This is a genomic window from uncultured Eudoraea sp., assembly GCF_947490415.1.
Classification (GTDB): Bacteria; Bacteroidota; Bacteroidia; order Flavobacteriales; family Flavobacteriaceae; genus Eudoraea.
In genome coordinates this window covers 99,871-115,076 of record NZ_CANLGX010000003.1, presented here as the reverse complement: position 1 = coordinate 115,076, position 15,206 = coordinate 99,871, and the positions used below count along the sequence as shown (strand labels likewise).

12 protein-coding genes and 1 pseudogene are annotated in these 15,206 nt (G+C 38.1%); 7 read left to right on the top strand and 6 right to left on the bottom strand.

Going from position 1 to position 15,206, the window contains the following annotated elements; all coding sequences use genetic code 11:
- Positions 1 to 19: 19 nt before the first annotated feature.
- The gene (locus Q0874_RS08780) at positions 20 to 1,573 is read left to right on the top strand and encodes a DUF1254 domain-containing protein (RefSeq protein ID WP_299161989.1); all 1,554 of its coding nucleotides are present in this window, start codon (positions 20 to 22) and stop codon (positions 1,571 to 1,573) included.
- 422 nt (positions 1,574 to 1,995) lie between these two features.
- On the opposite strand, the gene Q0874_RS08775 is transcribed toward Q0874_RS08780, so the two are convergent.
- From Q0874_RS08775 to Q0874_RS08765, 3 genes are all read right to left on the bottom strand, one after another.
- Complete coding sequence (locus Q0874_RS08775; RefSeq protein ID WP_299161988.1) at positions 1,996 to 2,484, bottom strand: DUF4440 domain-containing protein; 489 nt, start codon at positions 2,482 to 2,484, stop codon at positions 1,996 to 1,998.
- A gap of 214 nt (positions 2,485 to 2,698) precedes the next feature.
- Complete coding sequence (locus Q0874_RS08770; protein WP_299161987.1) at positions 2,699 to 4,072, bottom strand: D-arabinono-1,4-lactone oxidase; 1,374 nt, start codon at positions 4,070 to 4,072, stop codon at positions 2,699 to 2,701.
- Positions 4,073 to 4,085: 13 nt separating this feature from the next.
- Positions 4,086 to 5,816 (bottom strand): hypothetical protein, encoded by a 1,731-nt coding sequence (locus tag Q0874_RS08765; protein WP_299161986.1) that lies wholly within the window; start codon positions 5,814 to 5,816, stop codon positions 4,086 to 4,088.
- Between the two features lie 321 nt (positions 5,817 to 6,137).
- Here Q0874_RS08765 and Q0874_RS08760 point away from each other — a divergent pair, with 321 nt between their 5' ends.
- The 5 genes from Q0874_RS08760 to Q0874_RS08740 all read left to right on the top strand — a co-directional run bounded on the left by Q0874_RS08760 (position 6,138) and on the right by Q0874_RS08740 (position 11,849).
- Entirely contained in the window at positions 6,138 to 7,439 is a 1,302-nt protein-coding gene (locus Q0874_RS08760; protein WP_299161984.1) for a DUF418 domain-containing protein, read from the top strand.
- 232 nt (positions 7,440 to 7,671) lie between these two features.
- A complete protein-coding gene (locus Q0874_RS08755) occupies positions 7,672 to 8,391 on the top strand; it encodes a DUF6090 family protein (protein WP_299161982.1) in 720 nt (239 codons plus the stop codon).
- Positions 8,392 to 8,789: 398 nt separating this feature from the next.
- Positions 8,790 to 9,899, top strand: coding sequence for an AraC family transcriptional regulator (locus Q0874_RS08750; RefSeq protein WP_299161980.1), 1,110 nt, complete (start codon positions 8,790 to 8,792; stop codon positions 9,897 to 9,899).
- Between the two features lie 83 nt (positions 9,900 to 9,982).
- Positions 9,983 to 10,867, top strand: a complete 885-nt coding sequence (locus Q0874_RS08745; protein WP_299161978.1) for a CPBP family intramembrane glutamic endopeptidase — start codon at positions 9,983 to 9,985, stop codon at positions 10,865 to 10,867.
- Positions 10,868 to 11,102: 235 nt separating this feature from the next.
- Positions 11,103 to 11,849 (top strand): DUF2268 domain-containing putative Zn-dependent protease, encoded by a 747-nt coding sequence (locus Q0874_RS08740; protein WP_299161976.1) that lies wholly within the window; start codon positions 11,103 to 11,105, stop codon positions 11,847 to 11,849.
- Between the two features lie 94 nt (positions 11,850 to 11,943).
- Here Q0874_RS08740 and Q0874_RS08735 read toward each other — a convergent pair whose 3' ends face one another.
- Positions 11,944 to 12,354 (bottom strand): nuclear transport factor 2 family protein, encoded by a 411-nt coding sequence (locus Q0874_RS08735; RefSeq protein ID WP_299161974.1) that lies wholly within the window; start codon positions 12,352 to 12,354, stop codon positions 11,944 to 11,946.
- A gap of 1,099 nt (positions 12,355 to 13,453) precedes the next feature.
- Between Q0874_RS08735 and Q0874_RS08730 the strand changes: the two genes are divergently transcribed.
- A complete protein-coding gene (locus Q0874_RS08730; protein WP_299161972.1) occupies positions 13,454 to 13,669 on the top strand; it encodes a hypothetical protein in 216 nt (71 codons plus the stop codon).
- Between the two features lie 205 nt (positions 13,670 to 13,874).
- Here Q0874_RS08730 and Q0874_RS08725 read toward each other — a convergent pair whose 3' ends face one another.
- Complete coding sequence (locus Q0874_RS08725) at positions 13,875 to 14,234, bottom strand: four helix bundle protein (protein ID WP_299161970.1); 360 nt, start codon at positions 14,232 to 14,234, stop codon at positions 13,875 to 13,877.
- Positions 14,235 to 14,476: 242 nt separating this feature from the next.
- Positions 14,477 to 15,184: pseudogene (locus tag Q0874_RS08720) on the bottom strand (YifB family Mg chelatase-like AAA ATPase); the annotation flags it as partial.
- Between the last annotated feature and the right edge of the window lie 22 nt (positions 15,185 to 15,206).

Sequence of the window (15,206 nt, the reverse complement as noted above, 5' to 3'; positions counted from 1 at the left end):
ATCACACAAATTGAGTCACATGAAAAAATTGATTTTAATCTCGGGAATAGTTTTTACCGTTGCCGCTTGTCAGCAAGAATCAGCAGTTAAAGAAAAAAAGAGCGTTCAAACTTACAAGATGACCACCGAAATACCAACTGGTGTTTTAACTCCAGATAAGGTAGAAACAAGTATTGGAACATTGGAGTATTTTGATGGCGTTCCTTCCAAAGAAACATCCGAAAATGTATACGACTATTTAGACCGAATGCGCGGAGTAGATGCTTTTATGAAAGGCATACCAGGAGCTTCTGTGAGAGGTTTAATCGTGGGGCTGAAAGAAGCTGGTGTAGATGATTACAATAAAGTAGGGATAACCAAAACCTTGTTAGATTCTAAATCACTGCTCTTAACAGCAAACACATCTACCATTTATATTACACCCTATCTTGATGTAAAAGAAAATGGCCCGCTGGTAATGGAAACGCCTCCAGGCATGCTCGGTGCTTTTAACGATGCATGGTTTCGTTACATAGCCGACATCGGTCCATTTGGTGAGGACAAAGGAAAAGGCGGCAAGTATTTAATCTTGCCTCCTGACTATGAAGGTGAAATTCCTGAAGGTTATTTTGTGGTAAAGTCACCCACGCATAAAGTATTTGTTTTTATGCGTACATCCATTGCAAATGGCATAGAATCAGCCGTAAAGATGGTTGAAGAGAAGCTAAAAGTGTATCCGCTGTCTGAAATAGATAATCCTAAAGAAATGGAACTAGTCGATATTTCAGGTGTAGACTTTAATACGGTACATACCAATGACTTTTCTTTTTATGAGCATTTAGCAGAATGGATCAATGAAGAGCATGTTGATATGCTAGATGATGTAAAAAAAGGACTCTTTGCCTCCATCGGTATTGAAAAAGGAAAAGCTTTTGCTCCTGATGAGCGCATGAAAAAATTGCTTACAGAAGCTGTTGCGATTGGAAATGCTGCTGCACGCTCCATTACATACTATCCGCGTACCGATATGAATTTAGCAGGTGTTGAAATTTACCCGGATACAGAAAGTTCATGGATTATGGCTTTTGCCAAAAAGGACGTGTTCTTTACTTCGGAAACTGGAGGCTTTAATACCGATGCGCTGGACATGTTCCATTACAATTATACGGCCGTTACTCCAGCCATGGCCGTTACTATTGAAGGGGCGGGTTCTGATTACGCCATTTCATTTCTGGATGCAGAAAAAAAACCATTTGATGGCGCAAAAGAATATAAATTGCATATTCCGGCAAGTGTACCTGTGAATGATTTTTGGGCGGTAACCATTTACGATACACAAACGAGATCATTGCTTCAAACAGATCAGCAGTTCCCAACAGTTGGTAGTCTAACGGAAGGGTTTAAGCAAAACGAAGATGGCTCTTTCGATGTCTTTTTCTCCCCAAACCCTACTGCAGGTAAGGAAAATAATTGGTTGCAAACCATTCCCGGAAAAAGTTTTATCGTGATCCTTCGTGTATATGGTCCGTTAAAACCATGGATTGAAAAAACGTGGAGACCGGGTGAAGTTACTTTGGTGGAGAATAAATATTAACAAAAAAAATATTTAGAATCATAAAACGAATTAAAAGTTTAGTGTTCATTTTTTGCGTATTGGCCATAAAGTTTTTATAAAAACTTGATTCTCAAGAAGAATTATCAAAACAAGCAGAAAACCCATTAGCAGACATAATGAGTTTTCCTCTTCAAAATATTCTCAATATAAATTATGGGGTGTTTGATCGGAATCTAAATGTTCTATATCTAAAGGTAAGAAGTACAAGGTCAAAGCTGCTTCGTGTTTTCCGCATCTTACTTCATATTTCGTATTTCGTTAACCCTCCCGCCAGAAAGAGTGTCTGTCCTTGTGTGAATTTGATGGAACACAGAGCGACGCAACAAATTTACCTTCCCGGAATCAATAACTATATCCCATTGTTAGCAAAAATTTATTCAATGTATTGCACTATTTTTAGATTACATACCTGACTTAACAGGAGCTGTAGTCGTGCTCATATCTCGAACACATATATATTTTCCATCTCGTTTCTGGAAATAGGACATGTAATTTCCATTATCCTTTTCGTTACCAGAAGAATCGAATTCGGTCCAGGAACCAATCTCAACCGCAATATTACCTTCAGCAAATAAGTCTACAACCTTATATACATTATAATTTTCAGTTGTATCTTTTGCAATATTATCTGCAATATTGGCTCTGATGGCTGCCTTACCTGAAAGAGGTTGTTGGTTTCGGCTATAACTTATGGCGTCGTCGCTGTAATACGCAGCCACCGCATCAGCATCTTTCGCTTTTTCACCTGCGGCATAGGCATCTTCCATTGCTTGGATTTCAACCCTAACCATTTCCATATCAAGGACTTCCTCTTTTTCTGCAGTTGCACAGGCTGAAAATATTAAAGCCGTAAGTGCCAAAAATCCAAATAATCTAATATTTTTTCTCATAATAGTTATGTATAGTATTGGTTTGGATAGCAATATACAACTTAAGCATGGGGATAATGCGATTAATTACTTTTTTCATTAATTTAATTGGCCAAAAAACTTTTGCTTACAAAGTACTGAGTTAAAAAACATAGCTGATACAGGGCAAGTAAATAAAACCTGCGCTTTTTTAATCCCCTTTGTTTGCCCAAAAAGATTGCAATTAAATAAGGCTCTAAGAATAGATATTCAAATTTAAATAATCGTTTTTAAATTTACCGTCAGGGTCCAATTTTTTACACAGCGCAATGAATTCTGGTAATTTTTCATATCTCGAAGCCAATATGGATGGGGATATTGAAAAAAGTTTCCCCCAATGTGGGCGGTATTCAAAGGGTTCCAGTTCCTTTTCAATCATGGTAATCAATTCTCCAACTTCTTTTGGATTTTGCTTCCAGGTGAAATGTATGGCGACACAATCCTGTTGGTAACACGGACTCATCCATAAATTGTCAGCTGCTATGGTCCTGATTTCTGTAATCATCAATTGAGGATAAATTTCTTCCCGCCTTTTTTCCAAAGCCAAAATGGCCGCTAATGCCATTTCTTTTGGTACAAAAAATTCAGATTGCAACTCTTCCCCACTACTAGGGGTAAATCCCATTTTAAAATGTGGTAACCTGTCATACCATGGACCCGGAACACCCATCTGTTCCGTGCAATTCTCCGAAGAAAGTTCGGTAATTGGATGTAAATTACGCTCTGCAGCTATGGCTCCAAAATAATCATTCCCTAATTCTTCTATCTGGTCATCAACCTTCCTTTTAACCCAAACCTGACTTATTAAGTCGTCTTGCCAATCTGTAAACAGGCTTACGGAATAACCCCCGGAGAGTATGGCATCAAAATTCTCTTTTAAGGATTCAAGAGGCAGATTTTGAAAAACATCCTGTCGCACCTCAAAAGTCTTCTCTATATCCAAAGTAACTTTTGCTATGATGCCAAGAGCACCTAGATTAACAACGGCCGCATACAGCATGTTTTCATCCTCTTCCCTGTTTAACCTAATAATATCTCCATTTCCGGACACCAATTCAAGCCCACTAACGGCGGTTGCGAGGTTTCCATTACTTACTCCCGAACCATGGGTTGCAGTAGCACAGGCCCCGGCTACCGAGATGTGCGGCAGGGAGGCTAAATTATGAACCGCATAACCCCTTTCATGCAGTTCAGGTGCAAAATCTCCATATTTTGTTCCTGCCCCAACCGTGACCGTCATAGATTCGGTATCAATTCCTAACACTCCCTTCAGGTTCTTTGTAGAAATCTGGTTTAAGGGACTATCAGCAATATTGTTAAAGCAATGACAAGAACCTAAGGCCTTCTGTGTCTGAAGCCTTTTAATGAGTCCCTGTAGTTCTTCTACCGTATTGGGCTCATAGAGGTTTTTAGCCTTATAAGTATAATTCCCAGCCCAGTTTTTGCGCACTACTAAAGGTTCTGTTTCTTTTATCACTTTTTCCTTGTCGCCTTTGCATGAGGATAAAGGTACTAAGGCTGTTGCGGTGGCAAAAGTGGCAGTTGTTTTTATGAAGTCTTTTCTTTTCATGATTATGCTGTAATTATTTTGGTTCAATAATTAATTCCAAATTCTCATTAGAACCTGTCATTTCCCAATGTCCTAAAGAGATAGGTATATTCCCAATACTATTTAACTTATCAAAAAAGTCTTTAAGTATAAATGGTTTTTCCTCCTGTTCCAAGTATTTGGCATAGGCCGCCATGGCGTTTTCCAAAAGATACTTTCCTGTAATATAACTGGTGCCGTATCCTGGTTGACGCAGGTATAGATGCTGTTCAAAAATGAGTAACTCCTTTTCCGTTTTCATCCATCCCCTGGGTGTATACTCCGAGTGTATTCCCCCGGCCTCTTCCATCGTCATTTCATTGGCGTGCGCATATAATGACCCCAAACCTCTTGCAGCCCTCTGAGCGATCATAATATACACTATTTCCCTGGCCCTGGGACTATCGTTATAAAGGCCGGCTTCCATAAAGATTTCTTCAACGGCGGTAGCTGTACCTTCATTTCTGGAATCAAAAATATTGTATAACAATGGACCGCGACGTATTTCACTTTTATGAGGCTCAAACTCCATCCTGGCTAATTCAAACCAATGATAAAAATGCGAATACAAAGGCCTGGGGTCATAATGTTCTCCTATCAGGAAAAAGTTTCGTTTCTCCCTGGGGACATATTCACCAAGATGTTCGCGTAAGGCAGGCTCAAAATATGGCTTTACAGTTACTATCTCCTGCTCACTTAAAAAGCTGATAAGACTATTTGCAGCATAATGTGCCAACTTCTGGTAAGCTTCCGGCGAGTTAGCATCTTCTAATACCGGTAAATCTCTATTCTTATGTTCTTCCAGTTTTAAGGAAGTCCAGGCCCTTGCCAGCTCTCTTTTCAAGATCATAACCTCATCTTCCCATGTCAAAGGAACTAGGTGCACGTTTTGAAGGTACCATGTGTAATTTTCCTTACCAATACCTGAAGGTCCGGTTTTAAAACCCGACTGTTCCTCTAACCACAATACGAAATTATCAGTAGAAGCAATGGCCTGGTCTATGACGGATACTATTTCCTTATCAGCTTTAATTTCCTCTTTTTCCTTAAATTTTTTCAGGACCTTACTTTGTTCCTTTATATCTCTAATACCCGTAATCCACAAATCTTTTGCATTACCGGTCAGGTTTATTTTAGCCTGTTCGTTTAAACCGGGGATTACCTTAAGGTCTTTAATCAGGCGTGTTCGTTCACTTTCGGATAAAGGATAACTGTACGTCCATAATTCTGTAGTTCCGTGATGGGTGGGCCCTTCATGGGCAGGAACATCACTTTTGGCACTCCAAACAGACTTATAAAAGGCCGGATCTCGTTCCCAGGGCCTAAGAACTCTATAATTGAAATCATAGCCATTCATTTCTGCCCATACGATCATCCAGTCAACTTTTTCAGGAACAGACCAGGAAGTAGTATCTATAGCCAGCAGTTCTGCTCTTAACGTATTAAATTCGGGTTGTCTTTTCTCAAAAGCAGACAGCGTATAATCTGGTACGCCATTCAATTTAGGTGGATTTTCAAATGACCTCCATTTACTAAACAGACTTACCAAGGCATCATATTTATTGCTGGTGTATTCTGTTTGTGAGGGTGTCTTTTCCTGTTCCTGTAAACAGCTTACAAACAGGAAAGAGATGAGAATCATTAAAGAAAAATATTTCATATTGGTCATGTGTTTATTATTTCTAAATATATAAATTCCTTCTTCTCTAATAATACCCTTTCCCATTTAAATTGTTTTGACTTATTGTTTGTGTGAAAGCACCGGCGTTAGTATCTGGCTTTTTTGAAATATTTCCTTATCATCTTTAAACAAGACCTCCTTGCAGGACAATGATCTTTTGCCGGGTTGCATACAGGTACTCCCTGGGTGTAGAGCAACATCAGTCACTCCAACTATTGTGTGGATCTTCTTTTCAAATGATATGGAGTTTATTAAATTAAAAAGTCTACCTTGGTTCCTTTTCTAAAAATATAGTTCGTATGTACTAATTGCAATTGTTTGTAGTCATCACCACAAACGGACCTTAAAATAACCAACTTAAAAATTATGACCACAAAAAAGCCATCATTTACTCCTTTAAAATCTTCTGACCGGATACAGTCTCTTGACATCATGAGAGGAATTGTACTATTAGGAATACTATTAATGAACATTAATGGTATGGGTCTGGCCGGAGCCTATGGAGATCCAACAGTTTCTGGTGGTGATACAGGATGGAATCTTGCAACATGGATTACCACAAACCTTTCTTTTGAAGGTACAATGAGAGCACTCTTCTCGCTATTATTTGGAGTAGGGATGTTCATATTTATGGATAGGCTTGAAAAAAAAGGAGCAGGAATAAATGCCGCCAATATTTATTTTAGAAGACTTATTTGGTTACTTATTTTTGGGTTAATACATGGGTATTTACTGCTCTGGACAGGTGAAATTCTATACCAATATGCTCTAATGGGTTTTCTGGTGTTTTCATTTAGAAATTTACCTCCTCTAAAATTAACGTTTGTTGCATTATTACTCTTTTCCATTGGTGCATTATGGAATTATGTAGATTATAAAAAGGATATAAAATTCGTCGAACAAGTAGAACTTGTAAAAAACGATAAATTAGAAGGTAAAACATTAACGAGAGAACTTCAGGAAGTCGATATAAAATGGGAGAATCGGGAATGGGAAAGATCTCCGGAAGGCATTGCAGAATATAATACTAATATGCGTAAAGGGTATTTAAACGTGGTGGCATTTCTTGCTCCTCAAAATCAACATTTCGATGAAAATTGGCCATACAGATATGATTTATGGGATGTTCTTAGCATGATGTTATTAGGTATCGCTCTTTTTAAATGGAAAATACTTTCAGCTGAAAAATCGTATAAATTCTATGGTTTAATGGCAGCGTTAGGTTACTTGATTGGGCTCAGTATTAATTATTATGAAATTCACTCCATAATGGAAGGTAATTTTTCGCTCTTAAGCTTTTCTAAGGCAAATATCACATACGATTTAGGAAGGGTCCCTGTTGCTATTGGCCATGTTGGCGCAATCATGTTGTTTTGTAAATTACCTATCTTAAAATGGTTAAAAATCAGTCTTGCTGCTGTGGGTAAAACGGCACTAACCAATTATGTGATGCATTCAGTTTTTGCCATGTTTATTTTTACGGGTGCCGGTTTTGGGCTGTTTGGAACATTCCAACGTTTTGAATTGTTATATATCGTGTTTGCAATATGGATTTTCCAATTAATTTTAAGTCCAATTTGGTTAAAATATTATCAATATGGTCCATTGGAATGGATATGGAGAAACTTAAGCTATTTAAAAAAGCATCCTTTTAGGAAGGAGCTTTAATCAAGGTCTGAATTTCCTTTTAGTGCAAGCCTGCCTTCTCACAGACACGGGCGTCACGCTGGTGACTTATTAAAAACCAAGCCCCTTTAGGGGGGTATTCTCCGCCTCCAGATAGGGCTGTATCTGTTTTAATATACAATGTGGCAGACTTCTGTTAAAATATTATAAGGCCGATTTTAGATCTCTTTGATTTATTCATTAGTTTAGGCGATAGAACCAGCTTTTACTCTTTATGATCAACTTCCTGCGTAAAACCCGACAACAACTCCTTACTCAAAATAAAGTGTCTAAATACATTTTATATGCCGTTGGAGAGATTGTTTTGGTTGTAATTGGTATTTTGATTGCCCTACAGATCAATAATTGGAGTGAGTGGAAGAAGGATAGAATGATAGAAAAAAGTATTTTGCTTGAGCTCGTGGACAATTTAGAAAGAAATATTGCTCTTATTGATATTGCCAATGCTGAGATAATTGAGATAAACAAGGGCACTACAACAATTATAGAAATTATTGAGGAAAGAGAATCGTACCCGGATACATTAATTTATCATTTTGACAAATTGAATAGGTCAGGTTCATACTTATTAAAATTAAATACAAATGGGTATGAATCTCTTAAAAATATTGGTTTTGAAATTCTGACTTCAAAAATTCTTAAAAAAGAAATCTTGTCTCTATTTGAAATAAGTTATCCGAGCTATGTCCGAGAGACAGAAGTTATTAATGCGGCTTGGGGGGGTAATCCCTCGTGGTGGCAAGATTATTTTTACATTCGATCCTCAGAACCGGGCTTAATACCTTTGGATTTTAGTTCCCTAAAAGTAGATAAAAAGTTTATGACGATTGTCCGGGAATTAGAGGCTGGAAGAAAAAAAGTTCTTGAGCGGATGATATTGTGCAAGACAGAAACCCAAAAAGTCCTCCAACTTATTCAGGATGAATTAAAATAAAAAACGAACCGCCAATCGCGTTAGGCTGACTTGTCGGCAGACAGGCGTCACCCTCGTATCTTACCCTAACCAGCCCTCGCTGTCCGGGCTCCCAATATGGAAATTAAATTTGTGTTAGAAGGTTAGAGGTATTAGATTAATGGTACGTAGAGTTTTGCGCCTCTTACTTCATATTTCGTATTTCGCTATTCCCCCAACTAGTTGGAATGTAACGCTCGCGTCTTGCCCCGTATAATCTAAATACACTTTCTCAATTTACATAGGAAAGGTATCAGCAACTGTAAATCTTCAGATAAAAGTGGACCACTAAAGGCTATAATAATGAAGAACCTACTTTCCATGCTAATATTTATACCTATCTTAACTTTTAAGGAAATTGCCACTATAACTTTTGACGGATGGACCTAAGTCTAATTTCTTATCTCTCCTTTCTTATCACCTTCCAGCTTCTCTTTGTTGGCATCTTTCTGATCACACATAAAAAAGGAAACCGACGCAACAACATACTTCTTGGCACTTTATTTATTTTGATCGCCTGGAATATGGGAGACCTCACACTACAAATTAATGGTGTCTTTTTCAAATGGGAATTCCTGCAACATATCGATGACGGCTTTTTTCTTCTCTATGGTCCCATATTTTACCTATACGCCCAAGGCGTCATTTTTAGAGATTTCAAATTATCTGGTGGGAACCTATTGCATCTGATACCCTACCTGCTGCTTACTATTTCACTCCTGTCCTTTAGAAACTTTACGCCCAGCACATCGGAAGAAATCATTAAGAACGAAATGCCCTGGCAGTTCTACCTCATAAGTGCTTTAATGTATGCCCACATCTTTGTTTATCTCGGACTGACCTATAAATCCCTGTGGAAGTATCGTAAAATCATTAAGAACAAATATTCTCAAATAGATCAAATCAATCTGGAATGGCTTAGTTCCTCTCTTAAGACCTTTGGCATACTCACTTTTGTTTCACTTATTCAAAATTTCATAGCCCTGGCGGAAAATAGATCTGTGTTTATAGTCACCCTGGTATTTCTACTCATTTTTATCTTTTACTTCGTGAATAAGGTTATCCTTAAAGCACTCCGGCAACCAGAAATTTTTGCGGGTATTACTCAAAATGAAACAACCAAATACCAGGGATCAAATTTGACATTAGATCAAATTGATGAATACAAAAAGCAATTATTGGCTTTGCTCGTATCTGAAAAACCCTTCCTGGATCCTCAGGTGAGTCTTACCGATTTGTCTGAAAAACTATCCGTATCTACTAAGCACCTGTCTCAGGTAATCAATCAATCATTTAACAAAAGCTTTTTCGATTTCATAAATTCCTACAGAATTCAGGAAGTTCAACAAATCCTGAAAGAATCCAGGGATGATAAACTGACCGTTCTCGAAGCAATGTATCAGGCGGGATTCAATTCTAAATCTTCGTTCAATACAGCCTTTAAAAAAGAAACAGGACTTACACCCACCGAATTCCGAAAAATGATTTAACAAATGCGTTCGACATCCTGATATCGGTCGATTGTGGTTGAAATAGTTGATATACTTGCTGTATCATTTAAAAACTTAAAGTCATGCAGCAATTAAAAACTTCAAATTACCCTTCAAATGCTTTCGGACGATTTTGGATGAAAGTTCCCTTGGTCCTCCGTTCAATATTAATTGGTTTTGGTGTCAGCTCTTTGGGTGTTGGCATTTGGACTATTGTGGCTATGAGCCTTCCTGGCCCCTGGTCTGTGTTGCTTATGGCCACAATTCTCATTTTTTTCTGGATGTACTTCAGTGGTAAATGGAAGCCATCAAACACACAAGCGTTCCGCCGTTTTTGTATACGGCAAATCAACCTTAAAAAACCCGTTTGGATCTGGGGGTTGGTGGCTGCCTTTTTCATTGTTTTATTTCTCCATTCCAGCTGGATATTAACGTTTCGCATTGTTGAATTTCAACCTGAAATATTTAAAACCTTGAGCTTTATAAATGATGTACCAGCTTTGCAGGCCTGGTCAGCTATCATTGGGATATCAATGGTGGCAGGAATATGCGAGGAAGTCGGCTATCGGGGTTATCTTCAAAAACCCTTAGAGCAAAAATATGGCCCTATTGTGGCCATTTCTATTTCCTCGATAATCTTCATTGTTATTCATCTACATCAGGCCTGGTTGGTTAGCATTTTAGTGCCAGCCTTCTTTATCTCCTTTATGATTGGGTACCTGGCCTATGCAACCAATTCACTTATTCCAGGCATTATGGCCCATGTCACATTTGATATCATAAATGTATCCTATTGGTGGTCAGATGTTATGGGCACTTTTGAACGCAAGCCCATAAGCGTGACAGGTGTAGACAATCACTTTATCATTACCGTTATCGTGGTTCTTCTATCAACGCTATTATTCATTATTGCCATCAGGAAATTATTGAAACTGAAAGATGTAGCTCTACAACAAACTATAGTCTGAAGAGGTCTATGAAACTTTGTCATTAGCCTTAAACATTATTAGAATAATACGCTGGCTAACAACGCCTATAAATGAATCAAAGGTTATTTGGACTAATAATATTCGATATTCATTTATTATATTAGTTTACATTAGGGGAGTTCAACAATAACTACTTCTCATTGTTGTATGTAATTTCACTCAGTTCTGTTGTAACATTAAATCTTTTACATCGTCTTCAGGGTAAAGAAATAAAATGGATTTACTAAGAACTCTGATATTAACTATTCCATTATTACTGATTATTTCCTGTAATTCCAATGCAAAGAAATCACCAATAGCGAATGTGGATGTTGCCTTTCAAGAAGACTCTCTCCAATTTACGGAATCGCAAAAAGTTTTCATCCGTGAAGCAATAATCAATTCAGAAAAGGAAGTTCGAAATCTTTTACCGAATCTACCAGATAGTATAAAAGTCATTGTTGAAAATGTGGATTGGAATCTTGATATTGTTGGCGGAGTTACCGGCAGGACAGAAACCAATTCACCTCCTCTTGTTCGCATTCAAATATCGAATAAATACCAGGGAGGTATAGTAGTGGCAGCAAATTCGGCTTTAAAGTCTACCATTTTCCACGAATTTCATCATTTGTCGCGAGGCTGGGCAATACAAGATAATAAATTTGGTCCTGGAATCTCCAATGCAATGGTTAATGAAGGTTTAGCTGTTGCGTTTACAGAAATATATACAGGAAACATAATTGACGTAAACTCCTATCCTGAAGAAGCTGATAAATGGGTAAAAGAGATATTGTCACTTCCCCTGGATGCAAGTTATGCACAGTGGGTAATGGGTGAACACCCTGATGGTAGAACTTATATAGGGTATCGAACCGGAAATTTTTTGGCGAGACGAGCAATGAATATTTCAGGAAAGAACATTTTAGAATTAAGCAGTCTTATGCCAAATGAAATAATTAAACTTGCCGGATACGAACAATAAAATACTACATACAACAATACCTATAAGGTATTTGTACTTTTTTACTCCTTAAAAAACTAACTTTAAAAGCCTCTCGTTGGTGCGAACGTCGAGCTCAGCTGTTGGCATGCATCCCCATAACTTCCTGGAGTGCTGCGGTGTTAGTATATTGCTGAAACTTAGTGATCTTGCCCCCCTTAAAGTGCCAGATATGGCAAAACTGTGTATCTTGCTCCTTGCCCGTTGCCTTAAAGGTTCCGGTGTATCGGCCTTCAATAATTACGGTTTCTCCCGCATCGTAAAACAAATTCGGATGCACCTCGAAACCGTCCCACTCTACTGCCAAACGAGCAAAGAGCTGATTCAGTACCGCGTCCGGGCCAATAAAAGCCTCTCCACTAGGCATATATGGATTTCCTTCAGCTTCATGCCATTCAATTTCAGGATCCATGGCACCAAGTACGGCAGGTACGTCACCCCTTCCAAATGCCTCGTAGGCATTCTTAATTACATCTACATTACTCATATGAATATATTGATTAAAGGTTAATTTAAATTTGAAATCCTCTTTACCAACCACATATTTCCTTGGTTAGAACTCTTTAGGGGGCGCTAAAACGAGCCAAGGGTAAAGGAATTATCGATAAGATAATGCAATTATGACAAACCTCAAAACAATAACCGAACAACTCAACGAATACGTCGTGTCATAGGCCATATACCGTGAGGTTGTATTACTAAAAACACCAATATGGTTTTAACGGGAAAACTCGAATTGATTTCGTCGGAAAAATTAAGAATTTCACTGTATGAATGGCGTCAAGATTTACCACAGAAAGAAAATGCCTGCCAGATGTTATATAAATACTTCAGTATCTAAAATTCGTACTTCATAGTTTATCCCTCGTATTTCAACTTTCGCACTTCGAACTTCATTTCTCCTACTTATTTTCTAGTACTTTATCACTTGTCCCTCTTACTTTTGCTACCTCAACCACCCCTCTTTATTCAATTCCAAAATACATCCCGATAGCTACTTCTCCATAGTATTACGAAGGAGAAACTATAAGGACCAAATTCCAAAAGAGTGGGTATGCCAATAATTTATTGGAATTTGTTATTTGTCATTTGTTATTTGGTACTTGCCATCAGCCCAACCATCCTCCACTATCCACATTAACTTCTACTATAGTATACCTTATTATGCTTTAATATTATAGAGAAAAGTCTACACCAAAGGCTACATACTAATATAGGACATACCCCCTTCTAAGAATAGTCGATTTATAAAGCACCCCGCTCCTTTATAATGAGAGAAAGTTTAAATCAGGTTGAGGTATCTCAACTTTGAGGGTAAAACCACCATTTTCTTTAAGGGGATACAGATATCCATTATTGCGTGTCCCATAATTTGTCGTTATGTAAAATTACCTATGTGATTTCTATTGTTTTATAAAGTATTCGTGAATGCTACGCATTTGCCGCTAGCATACCGGCCTACCAATAGTGCCTATTAAATTATGTTAAATATTGAATAAATAGTACCTTTTTATACATAGTACTGTAACAAAATGATTTTTCCTGCGTCTATAGCTTAAAGACAACAATCAAAGAAAATTAAACCAATGAATCATCTGTCAATCCTTATAGTAACCAAAGCGATCAAAGTGTTCGGAATTACCTCTGCGGTTTATGACGTTTACTTTAGCTTGTTCAATACGATGGAGATTAATTTTAGCCTATTATTTTATACCCTGGCGATTGAAACCCTTTTTATCTATCTGAAATCTTCTCCCATAGAAATTCCATCATGGCTGGAAGTTATGGAAGATTTTATTTAATAATCAAGTATATCCCCGTTGGCCCGAGCCTACCTTCTCGGCAGACATAGGCGTCACGCTCATGTCATACTAAAAATCCATTAACCCCAAGTACATACCTTCGTTATCTATTTTTAAAATAGTATCATCTTCCGCATAATTTCTTGCACTGCAATATGGAATACGAATTACGAGATACGAGATAAGAAGTACGAAGTGAAGGCATTTAGTTTTGTTTGGTTCTGTTTTTTCGGGCAGTTTTAAGCGATGCCACTACTATCGACAGAAGTTCGTTCGCTTCTTTAATCAAAATTTGAATTTCTTTTTTATTAGGGTTCAAGACCTCTTGAAATAATTCCAACCAATAAATGGATTCATCCACTTCTTCTTCCACAATTTTAAGTTTGTATATAAAATCTGCTGTTGATTTAGCCCTCTGGGAGGCTCTATAATTAGCCCCTACTGAACTCGAACATCGTATTAATTGTCTTGCCCATGCATCATATTCACGAGATTTAGGAATATTTTTGCACAACTTCCAGCATTCAATGGTAAAACTTTTTGTTCTTATTTTCAGGTCTTGCAAAACATCGTTATTAGACTATTGAGAGAATTACCTTCCCGTAAAAGTTCCTTAAATGGTATTTAAATTTGAGATAGAAAGGTCCGAAGTACGAAGTAGTAAAATCGTTATTATAACATTGAAAGAACACCCCTTCTGAAAATTCCCATTTCCTACTTCATACTTCCCACCTCTTACTTCATTTTTCGCATTTCATCCTTCATAATTCGTCCTTCCTACTTCTTATTTCCAACCTCGTACTTCCACTATCCTAACCACCCCTCCCTGTCCAAACTCCTATATTGAATGGCTTCACCTATATGATGACCTTTGATAGTACCCATATCTTCTAAATCTGCAATGGTCCTGGCTACTTTTAAAATCCGGTCATAAGCCCGTGCCGAAAGGTTCAGTCGTTCCATCGCATTCTTAAGTAATGAGAGCGACGTTTGGTCCAAACTACAGAATTCACGAATCTGTTTTGTGTTCATCTGAGCATTGTAGTGCACAGTGTCCAATCCTTCAAAGCGTTGTGTTTGAATCTCACGTGCTGCAGTCACCCGTTTTCGAATATCGATACTCCCCTCCCCTTTGCGTTCGTTCGATAATTTCTCAAAAGGAACAGGCGTTACTTCTATATGGATATCAATACGATCCAGTAAAGGCCCGGAAATCTTTCCTAAATAGCGTTGCATTTCCATAGGTGAGGACGTTACCGGAGCATTGGGATCATTGAAATAACCGGACGGACTCGGATTCATACTGGCTACGAGCATAAAGCTGGAAGGATAAGTGACGCTGAACCGGGCTCTGGAAATGGTAACTTCCCGGTCTTCCAAAGGTTGACGCATTACCTCTAACACTCCCCTCTTAAACTCGGGCAACTCATCTAGAAATAACACCCCGTTATGGGAAAGGGAGATTTCGCCGGGTTGCGGGTAGGCTCCACCACCGACGAGGGCAACGTCTGTGATTCTCTTTTATGTGTAGGACTTG

Excerpts from the sequence above, each read along its gene's own strand:
- Q0874_RS08730 (WP_299161972.1), top strand. The coding sequence starts at position 13,454 with ATGAATCATCTGTCAATCCTTATAGTAACCAAAGCGATCAAAGTGTTC.
- Q0874_RS08750 (WP_299161980.1), top strand. The coding sequence starts at position 8,790 with ATGGACCTAAGTCTAATTTCTTATCTCTCCTTTCTTATCACCTTCCAG.
- Q0874_RS08755 (WP_299161982.1), top strand. The coding sequence starts at position 7,672 with ATGATCAACTTCCTGCGTAAAACCCGACAACAACTCCTTACTCAAAAT.
- Q0874_RS08745 (WP_299161978.1), top strand. The coding sequence starts at position 9,983 with ATGCAGCAATTAAAAACTTCAAATTACCCTTCAAATGCTTTCGGACGA.
- Q0874_RS08760 (WP_299161984.1), top strand. The coding sequence starts at position 6,138 with ATGACCACAAAAAAGCCATCATTTACTCCTTTAAAATCTTCTGACCGG.
- Q0874_RS08735 (WP_299161974.1), bottom strand. The coding sequence starts at position 12,354 with ATGAGTAATGTAGATGTAATTAAGAATGCCTACGAGGCATTTGGAAGG.
- Q0874_RS08775 (WP_299161988.1), bottom strand. The coding sequence starts at position 2,484 with ATGAGAAAAAATATTAGATTATTTGGATTTTTGGCACTTACGGCTTTA.
- Q0874_RS08740 (WP_299161976.1), top strand. The coding sequence starts at position 11,103 with ATGGATTTACTAAGAACTCTGATATTAACTATTCCATTATTACTGATT.
- Q0874_RS08770 (WP_299161987.1), bottom strand. The coding sequence starts at position 4,072 with ATGAAAAGAAAAGACTTCATAAAAACAACTGCCACTTTTGCCACCGCA.
- Q0874_RS08765 (WP_299161986.1), bottom strand. The coding sequence starts at position 5,816 with ATGGGAAAGGGTATTATTAGAGAAGAAGGAATTTATATATTTAGAAAT.
- Q0874_RS08780 (WP_299161989.1), top strand. The coding sequence starts at position 20 with ATGAAAAAATTGATTTTAATCTCGGGAATAGTTTTTACCGTTGCCGCT.